The sequence below is a fragment of the Streptomyces sp. S063 genome (assembly GCF_002832675.1).
Taxonomy (GTDB): Bacteria; Actinomycetota; Actinomycetes; order Streptomycetales; family Streptomycetaceae; genus Streptomyces; species Streptomyces sindenensis.
Genome location: NZ_CP021707.1, coordinates 1 through 23,542, shown reverse-complemented (window position 1 = coordinate 23,542; position 23,542 = coordinate 1). Strand labels below are relative to the sequence as shown.

The 23,542-nt window shown below is 68.3% G+C and carries 20 protein-coding genes; 9 read left to right on the top strand and 11 right to left on the bottom strand.

Annotated elements, in window-relative coordinates; genetic code table 11:
- Window positions 1-23: 23 nt before the first annotated feature.
- A complete protein-coding gene (locus CCZ36_RS00075) occupies window positions 24-2,123 on the bottom strand; it encodes a HEAT repeat domain-containing protein (RefSeq protein WP_237302538.1) in 2,100 nt (699 codons plus the stop codon).
- Between the two features lie 490 nt (window positions 2,124-2,613).
- Here CCZ36_RS00075 and CCZ36_RS00070 point away from each other — a divergent pair, with 490 nt between their 5' ends.
- From CCZ36_RS00070 to CCZ36_RS00050, 5 genes are all read left to right on the top strand, one after another.
- Window positions 2,614-4,602, top strand: a complete 1,989-nt coding sequence (locus CCZ36_RS00070; RefSeq protein WP_164873462.1) for an ATP-dependent nuclease — start codon at window positions 2,614-2,616, stop codon at window positions 4,600-4,602.
- A complete protein-coding gene (locus tag CCZ36_RS00065; RefSeq protein WP_128816811.1) occupies window positions 4,589-6,457 on the top strand; it encodes an ATP-dependent helicase in 1,869 nt (622 codons plus the stop codon). Before CCZ36_RS00070 ends, CCZ36_RS00065 begins: the two co-directional genes overlap by 14 nt.
- A gap of 249 nt (window positions 6,458-6,706) precedes the next feature.
- Window positions 6,707-7,933 (top strand): zinc-ribbon domain-containing protein, encoded by a 1,227-nt coding sequence (locus tag CCZ36_RS00060; RefSeq protein WP_164873461.1) that lies wholly within the window; start codon window positions 6,707-6,709, stop codon window positions 7,931-7,933.
- 333 nt (window positions 7,934-8,266) lie between these two features.
- Entirely contained in the window at window positions 8,267-9,253 is a 987-nt protein-coding gene (locus tag CCZ36_RS00055) for a hypothetical protein (RefSeq protein WP_128816809.1), read from the top strand.
- Window positions 9,250-9,759, top strand: a complete 510-nt coding sequence (locus CCZ36_RS00050; RefSeq protein ID WP_128816808.1) for a DUF6420 family protein — start codon at window positions 9,250-9,252, stop codon at window positions 9,757-9,759. Before CCZ36_RS00055 ends, CCZ36_RS00050 begins: the two co-directional genes overlap by 4 nt.
- Window positions 9,760-9,904: 145 nt before the next feature.
- Here CCZ36_RS00050 and CCZ36_RS34615 read toward each other — a convergent pair whose 3' ends face one another.
- The 3 genes from CCZ36_RS34615 to CCZ36_RS34610 all read right to left on the bottom strand — a co-directional run bounded on the left by CCZ36_RS34615 (window position 9,905) and on the right by CCZ36_RS34610 (window position 11,580).
- Window positions 9,905-10,051: a hypothetical protein gene (locus tag CCZ36_RS34615; protein WP_164873460.1), complete on the bottom strand. Its 147-nt coding sequence runs from the start codon at window positions 10,049-10,051 to the stop codon at window positions 9,905-9,907.
- Between the two features lie 357 nt (window positions 10,052-10,408).
- Window positions 10,409-10,960 carry a hypothetical protein gene (locus CCZ36_RS00045; protein ID WP_128816807.1) on the bottom strand — a complete coding sequence of 184 codons (552 nt, stop codon included), beginning with the start codon at window positions 10,958-10,960 and terminating at the stop codon, window positions 10,409-10,411.
- Between the two features lie 443 nt (window positions 10,961-11,403).
- Window positions 11,404-11,580, bottom strand: coding sequence for a hypothetical protein (locus CCZ36_RS34610; RefSeq protein WP_164873459.1), 177 nt, complete (start codon window positions 11,578-11,580; stop codon window positions 11,404-11,406).
- Window positions 11,581-12,070: 490 nt separating this feature from the next.
- On the opposite strand from CCZ36_RS34610, the gene CCZ36_RS00040 reads away from it, so the two are divergent.
- From CCZ36_RS00040 to CCZ36_RS00030, 3 genes are all read left to right on the top strand, one after another.
- The gene (locus CCZ36_RS00040) at window positions 12,071-12,961 is read left to right on the top strand and encodes a DUF4365 domain-containing protein (protein WP_237302812.1); all 891 of its coding nucleotides are present in this window, start codon (window positions 12,071-12,073) and stop codon (window positions 12,959-12,961) included.
- Complete coding sequence (locus tag CCZ36_RS00035; protein ID WP_128816805.1) at window positions 12,958-15,585, top strand: PIN domain-containing protein; 2,628 nt, start codon at window positions 12,958-12,960, stop codon at window positions 15,583-15,585. Before CCZ36_RS00040 ends, CCZ36_RS00035 begins: the two co-directional genes overlap by 4 nt.
- 1,081 nt (window positions 15,586-16,666) lie before the next feature.
- A complete protein-coding gene (locus tag CCZ36_RS00030; RefSeq protein WP_128816804.1) occupies window positions 16,667-17,509 on the top strand; it encodes a hypothetical protein in 843 nt (280 codons plus the stop codon).
- 86 nt (window positions 17,510-17,595) lie between these two features.
- Here CCZ36_RS00030 and CCZ36_RS00025 read toward each other — a convergent pair whose 3' ends face one another.
- From CCZ36_RS00025 to CCZ36_RS00010, 7 genes are all read right to left on the bottom strand, one after another.
- Window positions 17,596-18,252 (bottom strand): hypothetical protein, encoded by a 657-nt coding sequence (locus tag CCZ36_RS00025; RefSeq protein WP_128816803.1) that lies wholly within the window; start codon window positions 18,250-18,252, stop codon window positions 17,596-17,598.
- An 837-nt stretch (window positions 18,253-19,089) separates the two neighbouring features.
- Window positions 19,090-19,434: a hypothetical protein gene (locus tag CCZ36_RS35205; protein WP_237302537.1), complete on the bottom strand. Its 345-nt coding sequence runs from the start codon at window positions 19,432-19,434 to the stop codon at window positions 19,090-19,092.
- Complete coding sequence (locus tag CCZ36_RS35200) at window positions 19,431-19,688, bottom strand: ASCH domain-containing protein (RefSeq protein WP_237302536.1); 258 nt, start codon at window positions 19,686-19,688, stop codon at window positions 19,431-19,433. Before CCZ36_RS35200 ends, CCZ36_RS35205 begins: the two co-directional genes overlap by 4 nt.
- Window positions 19,685-19,990 (bottom strand): hypothetical protein, encoded by a 306-nt coding sequence (locus CCZ36_RS35195; RefSeq protein WP_237302535.1) that lies wholly within the window; start codon window positions 19,988-19,990, stop codon window positions 19,685-19,687. The genes CCZ36_RS35200 and CCZ36_RS35195 overlap by 4 nt, the downstream gene beginning before the upstream one ends.
- Window positions 19,991-20,386: 396 nt before the next feature.
- Window positions 20,387-21,532, bottom strand: a complete 1,146-nt coding sequence (locus CCZ36_RS35190; RefSeq protein WP_237302534.1) for a GNAT family N-acetyltransferase — start codon at window positions 21,530-21,532, stop codon at window positions 20,387-20,389.
- Window positions 21,523-21,714, bottom strand: coding sequence for a hypothetical protein (locus CCZ36_RS35185; RefSeq protein ID WP_237302533.1), 192 nt, complete (start codon window positions 21,712-21,714; stop codon window positions 21,523-21,525). The genes CCZ36_RS35190 and CCZ36_RS35185 overlap by 10 nt, the downstream gene beginning before the upstream one ends.
- Window positions 21,715-21,920: 206 nt before the next feature.
- Window positions 21,921-22,124: a hypothetical protein gene (locus CCZ36_RS00010; RefSeq protein ID WP_128816802.1), complete on the bottom strand. Its 204-nt coding sequence runs from the start codon at window positions 22,122-22,124 to the stop codon at window positions 21,921-21,923.
- Between the two features lie 224 nt (window positions 22,125-22,348).
- On the opposite strand from CCZ36_RS00010, the gene CCZ36_RS00005 reads away from it, so the two are divergent.
- The gene (locus CCZ36_RS00005; protein ID WP_237302532.1) at window positions 22,349-23,032 is read left to right on the top strand and encodes a hypothetical protein; all 684 of its coding nucleotides are present in this window, start codon (window positions 22,349-22,351) and stop codon (window positions 23,030-23,032) included.
- Window positions 23,033-23,542: the final 510 nt, after the last annotated feature.

Sequence of the window (23,542 nt, the reverse complement as noted above, 5' to 3'; positions counted from 1 at the left end):
CAACGTTTCCCGCAGGGGGCTGCTCAGAGGCGGGACGTGACGGAGCGGCAGGCCGCCAGCAGGTTTTCGTCGTTGGGGATGTCGCGGAAGCGGCCGCTGCGGCGCAGGAGCGTGAGCTCTTCCCGGACCCGGGGGAGGGCCGGCCGGGCGGCCGTCCCCATGCGGCTCAGGCAGGCCAGGACATGATTGGACGTCGAGTCGTTCTCCGCCCACGCTGCCAGGAGCGTTTCCACGACGGCGGGCGCCTCGGCGTCGCCGCCGATATCCCACAGGGCGGCCGCGGCGTAGACCCGGGTCCACTCGTAGCCCGCTGTCAGCATCTTCCGCAGACGCGGCAGGGCCGGCGCGGCAGCCGACCCGATCCGCCCCAGGACGGCGGCTGCCTCGTCGTCCGCGTGAGTGTCAAGAAGCTCAACCAGCCTCGGCACGACGCCGGCCGCGTCGCCCTCAAGTTCCCACAGTGCCGCCGTCGCGGCCGCCCGGACGGTGACGTCCTGCGCGTCGGCCAGAGGGCGGACCACATCCAGGGCGAAGGCGGCTTTAGGGCCGAAGGAGGCGAGGGCCTTGAGGGCGGAGGCGGCCGTATGCCACTGCTCCTCACGCATGGCCGCGGCTACGGCACTGGCCAGCACCGGTGCAGACCCGGGGTCACCCAGCTCTCTCAGGGCGGACACCAGAGCGTTGGCGCTCATCGACTGCGACGCATCCGAGAAGTCCACCTCCGCCAGGAGCTTCGACAGCCTCGGCGTCAGGTCACCGGCCGCCTCACCCAGGTGACCGGCCACCTGCACAGCACGCCAGGCGTCGGCGCCCCCGTCCAGCGCCTCCAGCACACAGTCCAGCGCCCGCAGATCCCCCAGAGATGCCAGAGCTCTGACAGCTTCCTGGTGAGCGCGCCGTACCAGCCGCTCCCGGGCCGCCCACACGCCCGGCCCGTGTTCCGCACGGGCCGCCTCGACGTAGCCGGCGAGGGCCTCCCGGGCCGGCTCGCTCACCGGCACGAGCGCCCCAAGAGCCTCCGCCGCCGCAGCCGAGGTATACGGGTCCCCGGGGTCCAGACACCCCGCGATCAGCACCACCAGACCGGAGTGATCCCCACGCCACTGGCCGATCAGCTCCGTCGCCATGCGGATCGCGTCGTAACGCACCCCAGGGTCCGCACTGCACAACTGCCCGGTGAGCACAGCGGTGCGCTCCAGCACACGATCGTCCAACACCGTGTGAAACGCCTCCAGCAGGGAGGTCGTCGGCGCGTGAACCCGGCCGTGCCGCTCCAGATCCTCGAACGCCGCGGCCACCTGCGGCGGCACACCCGGGGAAGGCGTCGCGCCAGCGGCCACATCCAGCTCCACCTCGGCCCGGCAGGGCGCATCGTCATCCCCGCCGGTCTCCTCCGGAGCGATCTCCCGGATCAGACCGACCGCCGCCGGCACCACAGCGTCACCGAGCTCCCCCGGAGCGCACCGGACCCTTTGCACGAGAGCAGCGAGCCGCACCTCGGGCACTTCTGCCGTGTCACCGGCCAGAGCGTCCAGCCAGCCGACGGCCGCACCGTGCACGGCCGCATCCCGCAGCGCCACCGTAGCCACCGCCCTCACAACGAACAGCCGCTGCACCATGCCGCTCCCGGGAAGCAGACTGCGCAGGACCTCCAACGCGCGTGCACTGTCGGCGAGGAAGAGGCCCAGGCACTCGATCGCGGGCCGCCGTACCTCCTCATCCGGGTCCATCACCCAGCGGACGAACACCTCGGCACGCTCACCTATCACCGCCAACGCGTCCACATGGGCTCTGGACTCGGTGCCGTCCGGCGTGAAGTACACCCCTTCGGGATCCATATCCAGGCACTCCTGCCCGATGCTGAGCAGCAACTCGATAACCGAGCCCCGGTCAGGAGTCGCGGGACTGTCGGCCATCTCGAACAGGAACGGCAGGCTGGCCGCCGTGCACGGATAGACATCCCCCTGATGGTGCGCCGCACTGTAGAAGCCGCTGAACGCCTCGTCCCGTACACCGGGGTCCGCCGAAGCCATGCCCTTCAGCCAGCCCGGAACATCGCTCGCCGGACCATAGGCGTGGCCCATGGACTCCCAGCCGCCGCCGTCAATTTCGTTGATCATCATGCGGGGCACTATGCCGAAGGGCACTGACACCACCCCGACGTCGCGCCCTGGGCGGAACACTGGGAGGGGCGAACACCCTCACATGCCAGCAGGGTCAGGTCTTCTCTCCTTGCCGGAGCTCGAACAGGTCCTCAAGGAATGGAACGACAACTGGGGCCGCGCCATGCCCTTTACACCCTCACGAGCGATCTGGGAGGCGAGCGGAGAATCCTTTGGACGCCGATCCAGGACGACCTCCGAGAGGATGAGCGGCTCTACAACCTCATCGCCTCCGGCATCGGATGGACTGAGACCCCCGCGGCCTGACGGCCGGCCCTGCCGGACTCAGCGGCTCCGATCTCCGTCCCGGCCGGTGGCCGGGACGGAGATCGGAGAAGATCACCTATCAGGCGGTATGGAAGGCCACCGGACACCGGGAAACCGCCCACCCAGGCGGGACTGCCCTGTAATGATGAATCACCACATCGCACCAGATGGCCAAAGGGGTCGCATGGGCCTGCACATTTCGCGGATCGAGATACGTAACTTCCGCAACTTCCGGCACCTCGTCATCGACGACTTCCCCGCCCACGCCGTGATCGTCGGCGAGAACGGCGTCGGCAAGTCGAACCTGCTGGAAGCGATCCGGCTGGTACTCGACCCGTCCATCTCCGACGCGCGGCGCATGCTGCGCGAAGAGGACATCTGGGAAGGGCACCCCGCAGGCCTCGCCGGCGGAGCCGATGTGACCATCGTCGTCGAGCTGCGCGGCTTTGACGACGACGCTGACGCCAAGAGCATCCTGTCCAGCGCCACGGTCGACTTCGACCCCTACGTAGCCCGGCTGACCTACCGCTTTGCCCCGCGAACCGAGATAGCAACCGCCGACGGCTCCCAGGTGCAGCCCACCGGCCGGCCGCTGACCGCGAAGGACTACGACGTCGTCGTCTTCGCCGGTGACCGCGAGACCAACGACGTGCGGGCCATCCGCCGCGAGGTGGCCCTGCGCGTCCTGCCCGCCCTTCGCGACGCCGAAGGGGATCTGCAGAACTGGCGGCGCAGCCCGATGCGGGATCTCCTCGAACGGCTTCCCCTAGACCCGGCGAACTTGGAAGCCACCGCCTCGGCGATCGCCACCGCCGTCGACCAGCTCACCAAGGACGCCAACGTCGCCAAGCTGGAGGGACACCTGACGGACCGGCTGGGAGACATGTTCGGGCCGCGCATGGCTCCCCAGCCCACCCTCGGCTTCGCCTCCTCTAAGCCGGACGAACTGATCCGCGCCGTACGTCTGTTCTTCGATACCGCCCGCCGCAGGAGCATCTCCGACACCAGCCTGGGCAGCGCCAACGTCATCTACCTCGGCCTGCTCCTCGAAGCCCTCAGCCAGCAGCGACTCGACGAAGAGTTCATCGCCACGCTCGTCGCCGTGGAAGAACCCGAGGCCCACCTCCACGTCACCCTCCAGCGGCACCTCTTCCGGTACCTGCTGCGCACCGGGCCTTCGCTCATCCTCACCACCCACAGCCCGCACATCGCCGCCGTCGCCCCGGTCCGCTCCTTCATCGTGCTGCGCGCCACGGGTAACGGCACGACCGGAGCCACCACGGCAGCCATTCCCGTCAGTGACAAGGAAGCCGCAGACCTGGAGCGCTACCTCGACGTCAGCCGTGCCGAGGTCCTCTTCGCCTCCGCCGTGGTGCTGGTCGAAGGACTGGCCGAGCTGTACATCCTCCCCGCCCTGGCCGAAGCTGCCGGGTTCGACCTCGACGCCTACGGCACCGTGGTGGCCAGCGCCCACGGCACCGACTTCAAGCCCTACCGGGCGCTCCTCGGCCCGAAGGGCCTAGACACTCCCCATGTGGTCGTCACCGACGGAGACGCCACCCTCGACAAGCGCGGGGTGCGGGAAGCCGGCCTCAAGCGGGGCGCGAAACTCAACCCGGAGCCGTCCCGCAGCAAGGCACTCCTGGAGCAGATCGCCCTCCTTCCGGAAACCGATGCCGCCGACTACCGAACGACCCGCGATCCCCTCGCCTCAGAACTCCAGGGCCACGGCATCTACATCGGCGCCCAGACGCTGGAGACCGACCTGTGCTCCCTGTTCGGCGAGGAGATCATCCAGGCCTTCGAGGAGCTGAACACCAACACCACCGCGCGAGACGACGTGAGCCGCGGGGTCGCCAACGAACAGAACACGACCGTCGACCCCGTCCTGCGGAAGAAGATGCTCAAGCGGATCGGCGCCCTCAGCAAGGGTCGCTTCGCACAGCGCCTCGCCGCACATATCGCACAGGCCGACCTGCAAGGACGCATCCGAGACGCAACCCAGACCCCCTGGAACCTCCCCCTCGACGAGCAGGCCCTGCGCCGCCTGGGCACGGCCTCCTACATCTTCCTGGCCATGGAACACATCAGCCGCGCGGCCCGCGGAACGTCACTGTTCCCCGGCCCCACGACGCCGTTCGCCAACGGGCAGGCCAGCGATGCAGGTCAGTGACATCCTGCTCGCGGAGCTCGACAGCCTGCATCCCAGGCAGCGGGCCGCCGTTCTCCACGACGGCAACGTCGTTCTGCGGGCCGGCCCCGGAAGTGGTAAGACGCGTACTCTCGTCGCCCGGATCGCCTACGTCCTCCAGACGCAGATCTCCCCCTTCCGCGGCGTCGCCTGCATCACCTACACCAACCCGGCGGCCGAGGAAATCCGCCGTCGCGTCCACCGCAGCGGCGTGCGCGCCGAGGGGCGGATCACCTGCTCCACCGTGCATGCCTTCTGCCTGAACGAGATCCTGCGCGCCTTCGGACACCTGACCGGGCAGCCGGCACCTGAGGCGGGACAGGTCCTCAGCAAGGTAGCCATCGAGTCGCTCCTGCAGCGCTGCTTCGACCGAGTCGGCATCGGCGAGGTCCTTGCCCAGCACCGCGTGCCCCAGAGCACCAAGATCCGCCGGGCCCTGGCCTGCAACGAGGCCCTCGACGGCTTCGACCCACGGGAAGTCCAGGCCGCACGCCTGTACGAGGAACAGCTCATCCTCCAAGGCGAGATCGACTTCGAGGCCATGGTCATCCGGGCCGTGCGCCTCGTCCGCGAGCACGCACATGTCCGCGACCTCCTGCGTGCCCGCTTCCCGCACCTCGTCGTCGATGAGTACCAAGACCTCGGCGGAGTTCTTCACGAGCTCGTTCTCGCCCTGCGCGACCTGGCTGGCATCACCGTCTTCGCCGTCGGGGACACCGATCAGTCCGTCTACGGCTTCACCGGCGCCGACGCCAAGTACCTGACCGAACTGGCAGGTCGAGAGGACTTCCGCGACCTCGAACTCGAGGTCAACTACCGCAGCGGCCAGGACATCATCACCGCAGCTGAAGCCGCCCTCGGACTCTCCCGGGGCCGCCTCGCCCGCGAAGGCGCACCACCCGGCGACGTCAACCTCGAACAGGTCGAGGGAGGGCTCCAGGACCACGCCCGAGTGACCTGCGATCTTGTCGAACAGGCACAGAACAACGGCATCAGCCCCGAGCGGATCGCCATCCTCTACTCCGCTCGCGGTCGCCTGCTCGACGACGTACGCCGAGAGCTCACCCGACGCGAGCTGGACTTCCGGCACGAGGGCGATGACAAGCTGCCCGCCGGCAGCCTCTCCCGTTTCATCCAGCGCTGTGCAGCCCGCGCCGTCACCAACTACCAGATCCACGCCGCATCCGGTGCCGACCGCGCTGACATGCTGCGCCGTGCGCAAGCACCGTCCCTTGCCTCCCTGGCCCGCGCCCTCGTCACACTGCGCACCGAGGCCCAGCTTGCCCCGCCTTCCTCGCGCCTCTTCCTGCCCAGGGCTCTGCAACAGTGCCTTGACCCCGCGGAGCTCTACCCCGCCGACGCCCCGGCCCTCGCCTGGCTGAAACAGCTGCGCGCTGGCTTGGCTCTCGACGAAGTAGCCGCAGGACACCCTGATCTGGACAACACGAGCAGCCTCGACGCCCTGGCCGGTCTGTGCCGGTCGAAGGATCTTGTGATGCAGGACCTCGCGCGCGGCGAGGAAGTCGTCGGAAAGGTCTTGCTCGCCACCTACCACGCGGCCAAGGGCCGGGAGTTCGACACGGTGATCCTGCCCGGCCTCCTTCAAGGCCTCATACCGCGCGATGTCCCCAGCGGGAAACAGTGGCGGAAGCCCACGGAGGCGGAGCTCGAGGAGCAACGGCGCACATTCTACGTCGCCCTCACCCGTGCCGAGTCGACCGTGACCATGATCGTCGGCCCTGGGTACGAGACCAAGAACGGATACTGGATGTCCCTTGGGCCCTCAGCCTTCGTGATCGAGATGGTACGGCGCCTCTTCCCCAAGGAAGAGACCTGACCAGGCGGGCGCACCCGGTCCCGGTCAGTCGCTCCGCCCGTGAGTCCGGTGATCACCATGACACCGGGGGACATGCTTCAGCGCTGCGCAAGCCTCCCGGCCAGACCACGCCCGAGCCCACGCTGCGCCCGACGCGAACTCCGATTCCCCGATATATGCGATAAGCGATCAGGTGGCGCGGTACGTTGGCGTAACAGCCTCCACCACCTCCGAGCATCGGTGTCAGTGGCGGCTGGTAGACCACCACCCATGACGGATGTACCGGGAACCACGAACGACCACACTGCGGCGGCCTTCTGCCTGTCGACCGAGCTGGCCAGGGCAACGGTGGCGGAGAAGATCCATCTCGGCAGATCGTGGCTCCGGAGCCAGGAGCAGGCCATGGCGGAGGAGTTCCTGGAAGAGGGGCGCGATCAGTTGCCCGTGGACGGCGACTACACCGTCTGGCGCCAGGCCCAGCAACGGCGGCTCGGGGAAGCTCGGGAACGCTGGTTACGGGATCTGGCACAGGCGGGGTGGAGCGGCTTAGGCACAAGAGGCCGGTCGCTGGCCTATGTACGTCCCGATCTCCTGGATGAGTACGACTCCAGCCACCCCGAGAATCCCTTCGACCTGCCGCTCACCGCATCGGTGACTGATGCACAGAGCGTGTGGTGGCGCTGTCTGCGGGACGAAAGCCATCAGTGGAGAACCTCGTTCAACAACCGGCATGTCGCGGGGACAGGCTGCCCCCGGTGCGGAAAGAAGGGAGTCTCCCGCCGTGAACAGGAGATCTTCACCGCCCTGCGCGAGCGCCTGCCTGCCCTGGTCAGCCCAGGCTCCGTGTCACGGCACGAGCCGCCGCAGGGCTGCCGCCGACTGAGGTCGTGGCGGGTCGACATGCTGCTGCCGGCCGCTCAACCGGTCGCGGTGGAGTACGACGGTGCTTACTGGCACAAAGACCGCATCGGGAAGGACCAGGAGAAGACGACCGACCTCATGGCCTCGGGGCACATCGTGATCCGCATCAGGGAACAGCCGCTGCCCGCCATCACCCCCCACGACATCATCTGCACACCGGATCAGCAGGCCGATGTGATCGCCGAGTTGGTGCACCGCAAGATCATGGAAGTGACACCTGAGTCAGTCCTGACACCCTCAGGCGATCCCGAGCCCGCAGAGGCGACCCAACTGCAGCTCTTCCCCGATGACACCCCTACCTTCGGGGTTGGAGACAGCCACGTACGCAGCCAAGCTCAGCGCATCGCCCTGAAAGCGCTGATGATGGAGGCGCTCCTTCAGATCCATACCGTGTCCGTCAACTTCGATAGGACCCTGGGCGAACACCTGCTGTGCGGCCGTTCAGTACGCGACGTGGAGACCGTACTGAGACAGGACATGGGCGGACTACTCGCCCTGAGCCACGCAGCACGCCGAACCCTCGGCCCGATCCCACCAGACACGGGCACCGCTCACCCACCGGGGCAGCCCGATTGAGCCGCTGCTACCCGGCGCCTTTGGCGCTGACCTTCCTCATGAGCTCGGCGTCACCACGCATGACTCCCGGGACCTTGGCGGCGGCCGGGGACTGTCCGTGTTCCTCACCGCAGGGACACACGCTCCATCCGTCGGTCTCGATGCGAGCCACGGCCCGCAGGATCCGTTCCTCGTCATAGCGGGCCCGGTATGAGGCACTGGCCGGCCGCGCCGGGGCCTTGTCGGCCTCGCTCACCACCAGCAGCACGACCGCCCTGGCGAACGAGCGGAACCGACGGTGTGGCGGCGGTCGGAACGGCAGAATCAGGGGTTCGTTCAACTTCAGGGGGAGCCATGCAGGAACTCCGCTTCGACGACATCCGGTTCACCACGGCGATCGGCAGCGATCAGACGTGGCTGCGCCGCGCGTTGGGCGGCCATGAACTGAGCGTTCAGCTTGCCGTCGGGGTGTCGCCGTTCGCCGAGGCAGGAAAAATCCTCGCCCTGGAGGCGGAGCTCTTCGGTTTCGGCAGCACACCGGCGCAGCGGTCCCGGCTCGGCCGGGTCACGGCGAACCTCGCGTACACCCCCGTCGTGACGCGTCACCAGGTGAACCTGGTGTTCCCGCTGACGTCGCTGCAGGTCCACGCGATCGAGGAAGCCCGCACTGGTGACGTCCGGTTCGAGATCGACCTCAACGCCACCCTGCCGCAGGCGGCCGGATACCCGGGGTGCGCCCAGACAACGGAATACATCACCCTCGCCAAGAGCACCTGGGAGCAGCAGATCGCACAGCTCGGGCCGTCCGCGGCCTTCGAGATGGCCGTGCCCTTTCCGCTCGGCGACCCGCAGCGCGCCGAGGTCGGCCGGCTGCTGCGGGAAGCGCAGCGGCTGCTGACCACGGGGGAGGTCCGGGCGTCGATCCTGGAGATCCGACGGGCTCTGGAGTGGATCCAGCACAACGTGGACTGGGACAGGCCCGGGTCGAAGAAGCTCGCAAGCCAGTGCAACCAGAGCGAGCGCTGGTGGCGCATCCAGGACGCCCTCTACAGCCAGACGTCCGGCGCCATGCACAACGACCCGGTCACCAAGGACTTCCTCTACGACCGTGCCGAAGCGGAGACGCTCCTGGCGATGACTGCCGCACTGCTGCGGAACGTGCCCGACCTCACGCCCGTGATCCCCGCTCACCACCGGCTAAAGCGTGGCGCCGCCCATCTCGGTGCCACCGGACCCGCCCGGCTTGGGCTGGGCGGCGTCCCGCTCGCCGACGACCACAAGAACGACGAGGACCAGGACCACGAGCCCGCCGACGAGGCGGGGGAGACGAGGACCGTATGACCACCGAGGACCGCGGCGCCGCCGGCCCGTACGTCGAGTACGACGGGATGCCCGTCCTGCACAGGTCGGAGGTGAAGCTGCCGCTGATCCACCCGTACGCCCCGGTGAAGGCCGGGCGGTACCTCGCGCCGGGCGGTGGGCGGATGACTATCGGGAAGGCGGAGGAGACTGCCGCCCATCTGCGGATCACGCTGGATCACCTCGGTTGTCCCGCACAGTGCGTCGAGGAGAAGGACGCCGCGTTCCGGCGGCTCGCGCTGGCCGTCGAGGGCTACTGCGTCCAGGCCGGTTGCCGTCACCGTCCCGCCTTCTCGGACGGGGTGTTCCGCCACTTCGAACTGCGTGACGGCACCGTCTCGCTCGTCGCGTTCGTGCGTGCTGTGCTCGCGATCGAGTTGGGAGATCTCATTCCTGCCGGTCGTATCGTCAAGGACTCCGAAGGGCGGTTCGGGCCCGTTCGCCGTCCGGAGGGCTCGGACGCGGAAGGGCAGGAAGAGGCCCATTAGACCCAACGGGGTCTGACCGGCGGCCGAAGAGGCAGCAGGCAGTGCGTGCTGTGCGCGGGCCGCCTGCTGCGTAAGCGCGGGAGAGGGCGACGCTCTGAGCGTCATGCAGGTCTGCAACAGCCTGTCCAGGCGCTTCGCCTGACGATCACACAGTGCGCAGCCACGGGGACTCGGGGGCTTCCGCCTCCTCGGCCGTGACCGCGTCAGTGGATGCAGCCGTCTCTTCGATGCCATCCGGGGCCGCCTCGTCGTGCCGGGCCTTGCGGTCCTCCAGGTGGCCCTTGAGCTTCATGCACGCGAGCGTCAGCCCGCTGCCCACCGTCGCCGACGCGACGGCGATGCTTGCGACAACCAGGGCCGGGGAGCGCAGACCAGCGTGACCGACGATCTTGCTGCCGGGTCCGTGCAGCAGGGCCCGCGTAACGCCGGGGCGTGCTCGAATTGGACAGCGACGTCCAGTCCGGGTGCTCGACCACCTTCAGGGAGTAGCGCATGCCGTTCTTGACCCAGCTCATGCCCATGGCGTCACTGTAGGGGCACTCCGCCCCACCGTAGGGAGGAACCGGGTGTTCTCGGCTGCCTTCGTCGTGCGAGGCAGCCGAGAACACCCGCCCCGTGCCCGTGAATCGAGGCCTGGGGAACATTCGTGCTAACGCCGTGGAAGCCTCATGCGCTTGCGAGTACGACGCAGCCCAAGCTGCCGCCGCAGCCGCTTGACGGGATGCGGCGGTTGCCACCTTGGCTCCGGATACAGCGCCATCCGGCACTGCTCCAGGAACTCGTCCACCTTCTCCAGGGCGCGACCCTGCTGCTCCTCGACGATACGCAGCTGATCGTGCGGTCGGCCCAGTTCGAACCACCAGTTCATCTCCTCCACCCAGGCCCCGAGCCGGTCCGCCGCCGCCACCGCACAGTCGGCCACCTTCTCCGGACCCTCGACGGCGACTGCGCCGACCACCGCGCCCAGCTCATCCTGTGCGGCCTGCGCGTGCTCCAGCCGCTCGCGCGCCCAGTCCACATCTAGCCGGGGCTTGTTCAGCGCATCCATCAGCCGCGTCACCGCATGACGCCGTACCAGCAGCGCCTCGGCGCACGCACCGTAGACAGACCGCCGCACCCTCTCCTGCTCCAGCACCCGCCCGCCCCGCTCATCGATCCGGGCCACCCACACACCACCGGCCACGCCGCCCAGCGCCGTCACCGCCGTCCCCCGACACCGACCAGGGCCACCAGCGTCACCGAGTCCACCCGTGCATGGTGCCTGCCCACCTGCCGCCAGTCCCGCCCCGACCCGGCCTCGGCAACCGCCGCTCACCTGCATGGCCTCGGAGTCCCGGCTCTACCAGCCGCAGAGTGGATCTTGGCCATCCGGACGAGTCCTGTTTCCCCTCCTGGGGGGCTTGGCGCACGATCGGACATGGAGTTCTTCAAGCCCCGAAGGTCGCCTTCTACACGCGGCGCTGTTCCGGGACCGGCGGCTGACCGGCGGGCGTGTGTGTGAACTGGTCCAGGAGGTTGCGCAGCTCGCTGCGGCGCATTTCGGGATGGGCTGGTGCGGGGCTGGGCCGCTGCTGGGGTGGGTGCCGCTGTCAGCCGCGGCTGCCGGATCGCCAGCGGGGCGCCGGGAAGCTGCAGCCGGGAGGGTCAGGGCGTGGATGGGGGCCGGTAGGCGGCGTCCTGGCACCAGGCTGCCGCACCGGCGTTGGCCTTGGCGGCGATCCTGCGGGTGAGGCCCTGCTGCGGCGGGTAGTGCGCGCGGGTTGTGGAGATGAGCAGGCATGTCGGTGACAGCGGAGCGAAGACCTCGACCGCCTCGGGCAACAGCGGGGAGTGAGGCCGAAGGCGCCGTCCTTGCGGCGCAGGGCCACGCTGTTGTCGCCCAGGACCAGCATCGGCTCCGCCGAGCGCAGTACCAGCAGTCGACGGCCCGGGGCGGCGAGGACGTCGCGGGTGCGCTCGAAGGAGCGGATCATGGCGCGGAGCGCCGAGCGCGGGTCAGAGACCGCCGAAGGGCCAGGGGCTGTGCTTACGGTCGTCCAGAACACCTCCATCCGCTCCCCATCCGACAGCGGCCGCCCCAGCTCGTCCTCGCAGAAACCCACTGCCTCCACGGCCTACAAGGCGGGGAAGAGGTGCTGGCCGACCTGCTCCGTCAGGTACCAGCTGGGACTGCCCGCGAGCCCTTGCCTGCCTACCAGCCGGAATCGGCAATTCCAGGCTAGGGGGAATGTGGTGTCGGTGGGGGCCCGTAGGCTCCCATCCAGTGCTGCGGCCATGGGCAGCTAGGGGGAGGGGCAGGGACTTGACGACGGTGCGCTCCACGCATCTCACGGAACGGGTTGGCGTCAGCTTGGTCAGCCTTCAGGTTGTGTCCGAGTTGGGATGGCTCTTTCGCGAGCAGGAGACCAGCGATGTCGGAATCGACGCGCAGTTGGAGGTCGTGCTCGGCGCGAGCATTAACCCGGGTACCTCCGGGAAGTCGACGGGCCGCCTGCTGGCCGTGCAGATCAAGTCTGGGCCCAGCCAGTTCGCCGGCGCGGCCGACGGAGGCTGGTGGTATCCCTGCGACGCCGCGCACGTCGAGTACTGGAAGAGCCACTCGCTGCCGGTCGTCGTCATGCTGGTCGACACGGGAACCCACAGCGTCTACTGGCAGCACGTCAACCCCACGACTTTGATGTCCACGGGCAAGCACTTCAAGATCTTCATCCCCGCGGCCCAGCAGCTTGATGAGGCCAACGCCGACGCGCTGGCCGCTCCGGCACGCTCTGAACAGGACGCCGATCCTGTCACCGAAGCCGTCGATCGTCTGCCGGCGGAGACTCGTCTCCGGCTCCTCAAGGCCCACCGCGCCGGGCGAGCCCACGCGGCGCCGCTGGCCGTGCTCCTTGCCGATTCCGATCCCGCCTACGCCGTCCGAGTACTGCTCACCTCACCCCCTCCTTGGCTGACGGAAGCCGACCCCCTGGGCTTGGAGGACGTCTGGAGGACCACCGCGTCCTACGCGGCCAGCCACGAGCTGGGTATGTCGTTGGTGACCGCGTTGGAGCGGGCTGCCGCCGTATCCGCCGACAGCCGGGCAGCCTCCTCACCCTGGCTGCACTGGCGGCCGCTTACCTGGGAAGTCCTCGGGCGGAGTCGCTGGCCGACCAGGCTGGGGAAGAAGGCGGCGCCCTCCTCCTGGCTGTCGTCCGAGCGGTGATCGACTCTCCGCAGCAGATGCCCGAGCATGTACCCGACGTCGTGCAGCAGGCCCTGGCCGCCGGAGACCCGGCCGCCACCGCTGACACCAATGTCCTGCGCTTCATGGCCTCCTGCCATGTCACCGCGGGCCGTCACGACGAAGGCGAGGCCGTGCTCGAAAGAGCGCTGCGCCTCACGCCAGGGGATCCTGACATTCAGGCCGAACTCGCACGGTGCCTCCTGTACCGCAACACGGTCGGGGCTCCCCGGCAGGCCTTCCTCGACATCGGCCGGGCCACGCGTCTGGCTTCGGCCGCGCGTGCCGAGTACCGGCGTTGGCGGGGCCCGAGTATTCGGGCGGCACGCGTCCTGCTTGATGCCCGTGTCATGGCTGGCGACATCACCGCCGCCATCGGGACAGCATTGGCTGAGCCTGAAGGGGACGCGCAGGATCCGGAGACCTCCAGCCAGGAACTTCTGGTTGAAGCGGTCCGGGTGGCCAGCCAGACAGGCCAGGAGGAACGAGCTGCCACCCTCGCCGAAAGCGTGACCGGTGAGGGCGACCGGCTGCAGCTACTGGCTCATAGGTGCGACGCCGCGCCGACCAGCAGCCGTCAGGCGCGCATCGCCGCCTGGGAAGCCGCAGCCGCTGGCGCGAGCAGCGAGGACCAGCGTGCCATGGCCGCGTACGCGCTGGCCGGTCTCGGGGTGTGGCCCGTTCCCCACCTAGAGCGCCTGCACGCTGAAGGCGCCCTCGCCGAAGCGCTCTATCAGACCCGCTGGGCGAAGGCCGACGCTGCGCGCGGCGACGGCGCAGCTGCCGTCCGACGCCTTCGCCACTGGGAGTCCCGAAGCGTCGTGGCCGCGGCGGGCCTGGTCCTTCAATACGAGAAGCAGGGCGAATACTCCCTGGCAGCCGAGGCTGCCGAGCGGGCGGGCCGGCGCTTCGGCGACACCTCGCTCCGGGCCTTTGCCGTCGACCTGTGGGAACGAGCCGATGACCGGGAACGGGCCCGGATCGCCGCGCTGACGCTGCTGACCCGCCCCCTCCTGCCCGACCGAACGCGTGGCCGCCTGCGGCGCGCCCTCGTCCAGTGGGCGGGAGAGCGCGGGGACTGGGGCGACATGGAGGAGCATGCGCTGGCCGGGCTGGCAGAGGAGGTAGGCGTTGACCACATGACGGCCACCGAAGGGGCAGGCCGCGTGCTGCCGCCCTCGGCTATGGACTTCGCATGGGCAAGCATCCGCGCCCAAGTGAGGAACAGCAGCCTCGAGACCGCGTGCGACACCCTGACCCGGTTCGCGCCCCAAGTCCGCAACGAACAGGACGCGCGGGCCTGGCTCACGATGACCCGATGGTCGGGTTGGACCCCGGCGCTCGCCGAAACAGCGCTCGGCCTGGCCGAGCGCTTCCAGCCGACGGACCCCGAACTCTCCGGGCTCCTCACTGCGGCTGTCCTCGCCGCGACCGGCCAGCCGTCGCAGCCCGCAGCCGAAGCCGATGGATCCGTCTCCGTCCCGGAGGGGGAGACACGGCACGCCCTCGAGCTGCCTGAGCCGCTGAGCGGACGCCTGGCAAGCCTTCTGGCTGAGCTGCCTCCGAGTGCGGCGCTGATGACTGTCACAGGCGGCGCGCACGGACTCGCACGGTACCTTGAGCAGACCCTGGGGCGTCGCGAAGTGCTCCTTGAGGCGACGGCCCGCGGAGTACGTGCTGGCCAGCTGCCCGTCGGTATGCTCGCCGTGATGGCGCAACAGCCCGTCACCCTGACCCTTCTCCAGCGCGCAGCCGGCGTCTTCCCCGCCGGGAGTGCCGACCCCGTGCACACCGCCGCCGAGAAGAAGGCCGCGTACGAAGCGCTCGGCCGGACGGCTGTAGTCGATGTGACGGCTCTGGCATTGACCGCCTTCCTGCCCGGACGCCTTGGCGAGATAAGTGCGGCTTTCGCCTCCACTCCGTCCCCCACTACCGTGTGTAGCGACGTCTTCAGCACCTGCTACAGCCTGCGCGAGACGGAACGGTCGACCGGCGTGCTCGGCGTACGGGACGGCCGCCCCTTTCTCGCCGAATACACCGACCAGGACCGACAGGAGATCCGGCGCCTCGCCGCCGCTCTTTCTCCTGCCGTCCCAGGCCTCCAGCCGGTTGAAGTACCCGACCTCACTGAGGTGCGCCGCAGGTTGAACATCTCAGGCGGCCGGATCGATGACTTGAATGACGCGTGGCTCTCCGCTGCTCAGCTCGCCATGGACACAGGCGCACCGCTGTGGTGCGATGACGCGTTCCTACGGACCCTGCTGATCGCGGAGGGTATCCCCACGTTTGGTTCGCTCGCTCTGCTACACGTCCTCACCGAGCACGATGACTACCCCGAGTTCACTACCGACCGCCTGGACGAAGACCTTTGCGCCCTGCTGACGTCTCAGGTGGTTGATCTGCCCGTCACCTCGGCGCTCCTTGCCGAGACCGCCGCCGACGACGGCTGGAAGGCGGCCCCGCAGCCGCACTCTTCAGCCGTCCCCACCTGTGGGAGACCGCCGAAGGCCGTTCCCTCTGGACCGCGACAGCCGAGCAGGTGTGGACCCACGCCCCCGCCGAATTTGGCGGCTGGGTCCGCGTTGCGGCCGATGGCGCGACAGTAGGGGCTCAACCAACCCACCTACTCCACGCTGTACTCCTCCTGAGCATCGAAACCCTTCTCGCTGTCGGCATCGGTCCTGAGGCGGCGCGCGAGGTGGAACGCGCCGCGTTCGACGCTCTGGGCACAGCCGTTCGAGCTCTGCAACGGTTGCACGAGGTGACGGAGCAGCTGGTACCCGCTATTCCCAACCTCACCGACCAGGAATTCCGAGGACTCCTGCGCGCGGGACTACGACGGGCGTTGACCGTACGCCGCTTCTCGGCTGCTCTGGCGACCGCTATCGTCGATGAAGCCGTACCGCTGGAGACATGACCGCAGAAGGCCCCGGCCGCCAGGACGGTGGCCGTGTCCCGCAGCACAGGCGGGGTAGGTTCCTCCGCCGGACTTGGGGAGCCCGTTGTTGGCTTTCCCGGGGCTGCGCTACGGGTTCTGCTGAGATGCTTCGGCGACGTCATCATCTTCGACGGGCCCCCAGGCCACCGTCCCCAAGGGCGCGGCCCGTGAACTGTTCGCCACGCTGATCCTGGCGCGGTTCACGGCCGACACCTGGCAGGTCCTCGCCCCGACCGCCGGCCCCGCTCCCAAGCAGCGCCACCCCCAGCAGGGCCGCTACCACGTCATCCAGCACGGCGAGGTCGAGGAGACGCAGGCGATCAGGATGACTGACGCCGACGTAGTCGCCTGGCTCACCGACCCGGACGATCCCTCCGCCTGACCGAACGACCGGCACACTACGGGCCCCGGGGGGACCGCCAAGACACCACCCGGCGCCCGGGTGGGACGAACCGGCCGGGGAGGCACGGCACTCACCGCCAACAGAAGCAGGCCAGGCCGTAGCAGAGGGTCCGCCGCTGATTCTCACGCCGAGCCCAACCGGGCATCCCGTAGACCAGCCAGCGGCGACGGATCCCTGTCCACGAGATCAATCGGGTGGATGGTCCGGGAAGCTCACGTCATGCTGGTCCCAGCCGATATATGGCGGCGGGCTGTGAGGGGGAGCACCAGTGGGAAGCAGCGAGCGGGGAACCGTTGAGGCGAAGCACCAGGAGTGCCTTGAGGCGTTTGTCCTACGTGCTCGCCGAGTGGAGAAGCACTCGCTCGCGACGGACTGGGATGCGCTGGTTGCCCTGACCACGATGCAAATCAGCGTGATCCAGCTCGAGAATGGCGAGACGCGGATCCGGCAGGAGTTTCCGGCCGAAGAGGTAGTCGAATCTGCCGCCGCACGAATCAGGCCGATCCTGTTGAACGGCGACGCGTGCTTCTACCAGAAGGCGTTGGGAGCAGTGGGCTACTTCTGCCGGGAGTTGCCACTCGATACGCAATGGGTGAAGACCACGCGTACTGAGTGGCAGGTGCGTGTGGACCCCTCCACGCCGCAGGAGGCTGGGTACTGGGTCATGATCAGCGACACGGTCACCGGCGAGGACCAAAGTCTTGATCGCCACAAGCTGGCTACGGCCTGGATCTACGGCGACGTGGTGCACCACGATATGAAGCGGCGGCAGGAAGGCGACGCCTTCGGGCTGTTCGAGAGGTTCCGGGGCGCAGTTCCACTCGTTGCTTGGGCCATGGTCGGAACGATCGAGCTCCTCAACTACATTCGGGCACTACACAAGGACGGTGTCCTGCAGCTGCGGCAAGAGGTACTTGACGAGCCAGTCGCGCTGGAGTCGACCACATGGGAACACAGCGGCGAGCTGTTCTACTCTCCTGTCGGAACGGAAGCTCCCACCACTGCGAGCACTCCGCCACCCCAGGACTGGGCTCGACTGGGAAAGGCAACAGACCTTTCGCGCTTCCGTACCGATCTCGGGGACAGCTGCTGCACGCCGCTCGATCACCACAGGCGCTGGGACTGCCCCCACCCCGGCCCGCTGAGCGACGCCGGCCCTGAGGACACGACGGGGTGCACAGTGACCTGAGAGGGAGCAAGTCGGTTAGAAGCTGTTGTCGTACCGATCAAGCGGCTTGCCGATCGAACGAGGTTCTCGATCGAGTGCTCGAGAGCTCAGGGAACGTCCAAGACCACACCGGCAAGCTCCGGCATCGCCCGGAGGAAGTCCGGAACAGTCGCGAGATCGTCCAAGCGCAGTTCATATGCCGAGATCCTGCGCGCAGAGTCGGCAACCAGGTCATCGACTCGGTGCCGCAGATCGGCGCGCGACGCCACCGTGATCGAGTCGTAATAGCCGAAATCCGAACCGATCGTCAGGTCCACGAACACCCCTTCTTCCTCAAGGACATCGGCCAGAGTCGGGGCAGTTGGGCCGCTCAACGCGCTCACCAGACGCTGGAGACGCTCTGGCCCGGGGGCGACCGCGAAGACCGTGATCTCCGACGAGGCGTCGAAGATCACCGCGTGAAGCGCGGATACCAGGTCGCGAGGCGTGGACAACCGGAACAAGCCCGCACGACCAGTGTTGTCCAGCTCCGCCCGAAGGGGCTTTGCCGTACAGCCAGGTACGAACCCCTTGTCCCGTGTGGTGACGGTCGGCGCTTCGGCGTCTACCTCGTACTCCCAGCTCACCAGCATCGGATTTTGCTCCAGGAAACGCTCGGCGTCGTCGCAGTAGTAGGTCGGGATCGCATAGCGGTCCAGGCCCGCCGTCAGCTGCCACACCAGGCCCACATAGACGGCGACTTCCTCCATGTTGTTGTTGTTCACCGCCCACTCGGTGTACGGCGTCCCCTCCTCAGGCCATTCCTGCCAAAGGCCAGGCCAGTGCCGAGTCACCGCCAGGTCATCGCCCGGGAGGTAGTGGAAGAGATGGACGCCGTCTGTTGTAGAAGCCTCAAACCGGATCGGATGCACCGCGCCAACCTAGCCCTGGGCAGCTCGGCGGTGCCCTGCAATTTCGTGTCCGCGAGGGCGGGTGATCGCGGTCGGTGCCGGGCATGGAAGCAGGCCTCGTGGTAGCTCGGAGGGTGTCTACGGCTACCTCCTCCTCGACGACACCGACCGCTAAACGATCGACAGCAGCACGGCCGTGTTCGGGGTGCAGCGCAGCATTTGCATGGGCCGGTCGGGACAAGGGTGCTGCACGGGTAGCAGGCCGGGCCCGGCGGGTGCAGCACGGCCAGCTGCTGCGTGCTGCTGCAGACACCGGCCGCTACTCGAACCCCCACAGCCACCCTGCGGACCGCGCCGCACAAGCAGCTGGCAGCGACGGGCGTGCCGCCGCCAACAACCACCGGTTCGAGGGCCGGCCCCTGTGGCCGCGCGCGCTCGCGTGCGGCACCGCGGCCCGGCGCGGGCTCGGGACAGCAGCAGCGGCTCTGAGTCTCGGGCGGTGCCTTCGGCAGATCAGCGACGAGGCCGTCTCTCTGTTCAGAGGAGTGGTACGTAGGAGGCTGGGATGATGGGTCACTCCACCGAGGTGTTGTGTTCGCCGTCCCTGGCGGGCACTTTCGGAACGGATGCCCAGCGGATGAAGCAAACCGGGGATCCACGAGGGACGGCTGTGGAGAGCAGACCCGCTTAATGCAGCGGCTCCGTCCCTGGTCACGGGGTACCGCCGGTGTCAGGAGGCTGGGGCTGCGAGGAGGGCGGCGGGCGGACGCTGTGGGGGGCGTGGTGGGGGCTGGCGGTCTGCGGTGAGGGCGAGAAGGCGGCGGGTCGGACTGTGGTCGGCGTGTGCGCCAAGCCCAGGTGGCTGAGGAGCTCCGTGGCCGCGCTGTGCCCGTCGAGGAGGGTACGCAGCGTGTGCAGGGTGAGGTAACGGTAGCTCTGCGGGGGGTGGAAGCCGCCGGTGTGGCGCAGGTGGGCGAGCGGCACAGTGTCGGCGAGCGGCTGGGGGGAGTCCAGGAGGAGCGCGGAAGCTTGGGTGGCGCCCTCCATATAAGTCATGTATTCGGCTTTACTGATGCCGCAGTTACTGCGGTGGCGGCGCCAGATCTGGGCGGGAGCGGCGGCGTCCACGCCGGTGAGGCGGGCGGTGCGGTCAGCGCCATGGTGGGTGACGTGGCGTAGATGATGACGGGGGTGCCGGGTGGGACGGCGACGCGCTGGCGCCGTAGTTCGACGGTCTTTTCGCCGTTGAGAATGGCTGTGGCGAACCGCGGGTGGAGCGAGAGCAGCAGGGCTCGTTCTGGCGTGTTCACCGCAGTTGGTGGCCTTCCTTGTACAGGTCACGGAACAGGTCGGGAGAGATCTTGAGGACCGACTGTACGTTGATGTTCTGTCCGTTCCGAGCGCCGAGCTCCACAAGTCGCCTGTAGCTGACGGGAGATGGAAAGAGCCCAGTGTCGGAGAAGCGCAGGGCCATCGCCCGACCGCGCTCGTCGCAGGCGGAGCGGACGTGCTCGCGTTTGTAGACCCCGAGGTGCTTGAACTGCCGGTACAGACGTTCTCCGTCATCAGTTACGCACCGGTCCAGGCGGGAGCAGCCGATCACTGCGGACACGCTGGCGCTCTTGTCGGTGCTGGCGTACCAGAGGATGCGGGCGGGGGCGGTCTCGCCCCCGGGGCGCGGGGAACGGTAGTACACATGCTCGCGGCTGAGCCCCAGCTGTCGTCGCGTGACAGCAGCCCTTCGGGATAGCCGAACAGCTCGTAGGCCCAAGCCGGGCGGACGGGCACGAGGAAGACGGGCAGTTGCGCGTCGGTGATCTTCACGGGCCACCAGGCATGTTCGACCGCTGATGCCGCCGCTGCGGGCAGGGAGGCGGTCAGTGCCGGCAGCTCGATACCGAGCCGCCCGCTGATCGAAGCCACCCGGTCATCGAGCGCAGCACTGTCGCTGATCTGGTCGAGGACCAGGGCAACGAGCCCGGTGCCGGTCGGCCGGAAGGCGTCCTCCTCAGCGGCTGCCCGAACGGCGCGCTGCGGGTGGGGGTCGGTCAGCCGAAGAACCTCGAGGCTTTCGGCACGGCACCGCTGGCGCAGCAGGAACAGCAGCTGCCGGGCGAGTGGCGCCGAGGGGATGCTGCTCGTTCACACGCAGCAGCGGCACGCGCAGTTCGCCGTCGCGAGTTTCGTGACAGTAGGTGGCCAGCAACTGGCCATCCTTGCCGGCGATCTGCTGCCGGATCCACTGGTCGGGCCGGGCTGCGAAGTCACGCAGCCGGGCCTTGAACGCCTTTTGCCTCTCCCCACCGGGCTTGTTGAGGAAGACCAACTGCTGTTGCTCCTGCCCGGAGGGCACGGCTGTGGTTGTCAGTGCGGTGCCGAGAAGACTGCCGGGCTGGTAGGCCTGTGTGCGCTTCAGCTCGTCGATGGCCACCACACTGTCGGCTGGCCGCAGGATCCGCACACCGCACACCTTCTCCGCCACCGGGCTGAGCTCCAACAAGCCGGCATCACGCGTGATCAGCAGCTGTAGGCCCGCCGCGTGGGCCTGGATGACGTAGGCAAGGTCTCCACGTCGTTGACGGTGCGGGGCAGCTCCAGACCGAGATCTTCCCAGGCCGTCTCGGTCAGGGTCCGGAGCATCCGGTCCTGATCGAGACGCTCGAGCGGGGGCTGGCGGTAGTGGGAGAGCGCGTTTGATCTGAACTCTGCGCTCAGCGGCGTCCCGGACGGCGTGGATCTCCTGGACAAGCTGGGGCAGGACAACCAGTTCGAGCAGGTCCACCAGCCACTGCGCGGACAGAGCCTTGGTCTCCTCCGCCCCGTTGCGCTCATAGCTGCTGTGCAGGTCGGCAAAGACATTGCAGTCCATCGCCGCAGTCGCCAGCGCGGGGGATTCCAGATGGGTGAACAGATCGGGGTGGCCGTGGCTGCGCCACCACACCACGAGCGGTTCGCGCGCTCCGCCGCGGCCATCGACCTCGGTGCGCGCCTGGAAGCCCAGCCGCGTCCACATCTTCTCGAGACCGTAGTCCTTGCGGCACTTGAGCAGGATGCCAAGCCGGTCGGCATGCCGTTCGGAGATGGCCTCGACCAGACGTTTGTTGATGCCCTGGCCTCGGTGGGTGTCGTCGACGCACAGATGCGTCAGGCGCACACGGTCACCTGGAGGCCGTACAGGGCGTAGCCGACGAGTCGCGTGTCCTCGACGGCGGCCAGAAGAGTGCCCCCCTCGGCGGCCTGGTGGAACGCCGCATGCGGCAGGAACCCCAGGGTCCTACGGTTGCGGTTGCCCAGGTCGATGACAGCCGCCAGTAGCTCCCCTTCGTTGGGACCCACTGCCCTTGATCTGCACCAGCATCCCCGGCCCCCGTCTGATGATCCGTTAGGCACAGAGTGTGGTCGTCTTTGTCATCTTTGTCAGCCGAAAGTGCCGCACTTCCCTCACTAGAAGCTCAAACAGGCCGGAAAACGGGGGGTCTTGAGGGTGGCAGCCGCCTGCGCAGGCGGCTGCCACCCCCAAGACCCCCCGGTGCGGTGCGGGGTCAGCCGATGATGGCGTGGAAGAACATCACGCCGGCTCCGAAGCCGGCGCCCGCCCGCGCGAGGGCGGCGCCGGGCAGCGAGCGCTGGGCGAGGTAGGCCAGCACGCCGGCACCGGTGCCGGTGAGGACGCCGAGCAGGAGCACGATGGCGCTGCGCAGGCCGAGCAGCGGCTGGCCAGCGGGCTGCTGGGTGTCGTGGGTCATGGTGAAGTCCGTTTCTCTTCGCGGCGTTACGCCCCTGTTGGACGTGTAGCCGTGAATGCTCTAGCCGCTGGCCGCGCCTTTCCCTCGCTCACGGGACTGTGATGTGAGTCACATTGTTTTTTCTGTGGTTTGGACGAGGGGAGGTGCGCAGCTGGTGCCTATGACCTCTGCGACAGGCTCCCAAAACGGGGCCCGTAGGGGCGGCAGAGTGCAAGGGAGCGAGCGTGCCGGATGAGATGTGCCTGGGGCGCCCCTCAGGGCCTCTTGCGGAGGACCAAGAGCTCGAGGAGCTCAGCACCGCAAGCCTGTCGAGCCTGGAGCACGCGCTCGTCGGGACCCATTCGGACGAATCCGGTTCTGTTGCGCGCCGTACCGCCGATGCCCACATCGTCAACATCCTGCGCGCCGACAACTTCCAGGGCCCGCGCTACGAGAAGACCACCACCCGGCTGATGGAGTACGGGTGGCTGACCATCAACAAGTGGACGGGGACCGGTGAGATCTTCGCCCAGTCCCGGCGAGCCGGCCGGCCCGTCCCGCTCCGCATGACCGCACCTGACTGGGACGCCGACGCGCGCTCCGAGGTCGCCACCGAGACCGTCGTCGCCGGCCTGGACCTGTTCCTTGAGCACGGCCTCATCCGCGGAAAGTGGAACCCGTACGCGGCGCCAGCCTGGCCACCTACTTCGTCGGTGCCTCCATCCGCTCCTTTCGCACCGTCTATACCCGCTGGTTTCCGCGGTGTACAGATGGGCAGGCTGAGCTGGACCTGCCCCCAAGTGACCCGGACGGAGCGTCCAGAGACCGGGACATCCCCGATCAGCGCGCGACTGACCCTTCTACGCCGCAGCCACCCACGACGAAATCAAGCGCATCCTCCCCTACATCACCGACACCAAGGTCCGTAGAGGCCTCGCCCTACGCGCGTTGGGCCACACCCCAGCAGCAGGCTGCCGCCGAGGTCGGCTGACCGAGAAGGCGCTGGAGGGCCGCATCGGCCGGCTCCGCGCCCGCATCCTCACCGACCTGGCCGAGAAGTTGACCTCGGGGAAGGGGGAGCACGATGACCGTCCGGAAGGCGAACCTATGGACCACCTCGCTGCGACTGATGAAGAATTCGACGCGCTGCTCGACGCCTCCAGTCTGGGAGCCCCGCACGTCGTCTCCGCCTCCGGCGACATTCCCCCACCGCTCGGCGCTGTATGGCCCACGCTGCCAGCCAGCCGCAGAGGTGGCCCGGCATGCCCGACAACACCTCATACCCACAGCAGAACGACGAAGCCGACAGCCGCCGCTGCCCGCCCACGGATGCGGAACGGGCAGTGCAAGAAGTCCAGCCGATTCCCCGTGGGGCCCTGCTCGGGGCAGCAAGCAACGGCAAGAGCGCGATCTTGGCTGCCCTCTTCGCCTATCGGTGG

What these genes read in the sequence shown, in the direction of transcription:
- CCZ36_RS00055 (WP_128816809.1), top strand. Translation starts at nt 8,267, where the DNA reads ATGCAGGAACTCCGCTTCGACGACATCCGGTTCACCACGGCGATCGGC.
- CCZ36_RS34615 (WP_164873460.1), bottom strand. Translation starts at nt 10,051, where the DNA reads ATGAAGCTCAAGGGCCACCTGGAGGACCGCAAGGCCCGGCACGACGAG.
- CCZ36_RS00060 (WP_164873461.1), top strand. Translation starts at nt 6,707, where the DNA reads ATGACGGATGTACCGGGAACCACGAACGACCACACTGCGGCGGCCTTC.
- CCZ36_RS00075 (WP_237302538.1), bottom strand. Translation starts at nt 2,123, where the DNA reads ATGATGATCAACGAAATTGACGGCGGCGGCTGGGAGTCCATGGGCCAC.
- CCZ36_RS00010 (WP_128816802.1), bottom strand. Translation starts at nt 22,124, where the DNA reads ATGACCCACGACACCCAGCAGCCCGCTGGCCAGCCGCTGCTCGGCCTG.
- CCZ36_RS00070 (WP_164873462.1), top strand. Translation starts at nt 2,614, where the DNA reads ATGGGCCTGCACATTTCGCGGATCGAGATACGTAACTTCCGCAACTTC.
- CCZ36_RS35205 (WP_237302537.1), bottom strand. Translation starts at nt 19,434, where the DNA reads ATGACTTATATGGAGGGCGCCACCCAAGCTTCCGCGCTCCTCCTGGAC.
- CCZ36_RS00065 (WP_128816811.1), top strand. Translation starts at nt 4,589, where the DNA reads ATGCAGGTCAGTGACATCCTGCTCGCGGAGCTCGACAGCCTGCATCCC.
- CCZ36_RS00050 (WP_128816808.1), top strand. Translation starts at nt 9,250, where the DNA reads ATGACCACCGAGGACCGCGGCGCCGCCGGCCCGTACGTCGAGTACGAC.